Origin of the sequence: Anabaena sp. UHCC 0399 (genome assembly GCF_034931465.1) — a bacterium.
Taxonomy (GTDB): Bacteria; Cyanobacteriota; Cyanobacteriia; order Cyanobacteriales; family Nostocaceae; genus Trichormus; species Trichormus minutissimus.
The window spans coordinates 1-527 of sequence record NZ_JAYGGZ010000109.1; the positions used below are offsets into that span (position 1 = coordinate 1).

Below are 527 nucleotides of genomic sequence, written 5' to 3' on the forward strand. Positions count from 1 at the left end.
CCATCGCTGACGGTATAGTTAAAGCTGCCATTGCCACTAAATCCGGTATTGGGAGTAAAGATTACATTGCCACTGCTATTAATAGTTACACTACCGTTAACACCGTTACTAACAGCCGTAATACTCAAAGCACCGCCGTCTACATCAACATCGTTAGCTAACAAGTCGCCAGATAGCAGTGTCAACGGGGTATTTTGATTGGCACTAAAAGAATCATCACCAGCTACAGGTGCATCGTTGACGGGTGTTACGGTGAGGTTAAAGGTATCGTCAACACTAGCGTTGCTGGTGTCAGTGGCGGTAACTTTAATGCTAATTGTGCCGTTATCTGGGTCATCAGGTGTGCCGCTAAAGGTTTGGCTATTGGAGTCGAAGCTTAACCAGGTAGGTAAGGGGTTGCCGTTAGCGAGGGTGGCAGTGTAAGTTAAGCTGTCACCTGCATCAACATCGGCAAAGGTGTTGGCGGGAACGGTAAAGCTGAAGAAGCCATCTTCTAGAGTGGTTTGGTTTGCGATCGCATTTGCTAC

General features: G+C 47.2%; 1 protein-coding gene. It reads right to left on the reverse strand.

Going from position 1 to position 527, the window contains the following annotated elements; translation table 11 throughout:
- Positions 1-527 (reverse strand): Ig-like domain-containing protein (locus VB693_RS28830; RefSeq protein ID WP_323269261.1); only part of this gene is annotated, 527 nt, incomplete at both ends.